The organism is Virgibacillus sp. GM2-2, from assembly GCF_055329585.1.
This window is the reverse complement of record NZ_JBUZWC010000197.1, coordinates 1-223: the sequence shown is the minus strand read 5'-3', so window position 1 is coordinate 223 and position 223 is coordinate 1. Positions and strand designations below refer to the sequence as shown.

Below are 223 nucleotides of genomic sequence, written 5' to 3'. Positions count from 1 at the left end.
GGATCAAGGTTCGACCTGGCAAATACTTTGGGGAGTACTCCTTTCAGTGACTGGTTGTCCCGTTCGATGGCATCCATGGCATTGTCAACATCCTTTCCGATTTCCGGAAGTTTTGCCCTGGAAAGTAAATAACTCCATCGGGCTGAAGGAGGCACAAAGAAGACGTTCTCCGCACGGTATTCATCCCTGTCTTCTGGGTCAGCGCCTGCAAATTCACCCTCAC

The 223-nt window shown here is 50.7% G+C and carries 1 protein-coding gene; it reads right to left on the bottom strand.

Going from position 1 to position 223, the window contains the following annotated elements:
* The coding region (locus tag ACY9Z2_RS19530; RefSeq protein WP_463611329.1) for a type I restriction-modification system subunit M N-terminal domain-containing protein at positions 1 to 223 on the bottom strand (223 nt) is incomplete at both ends.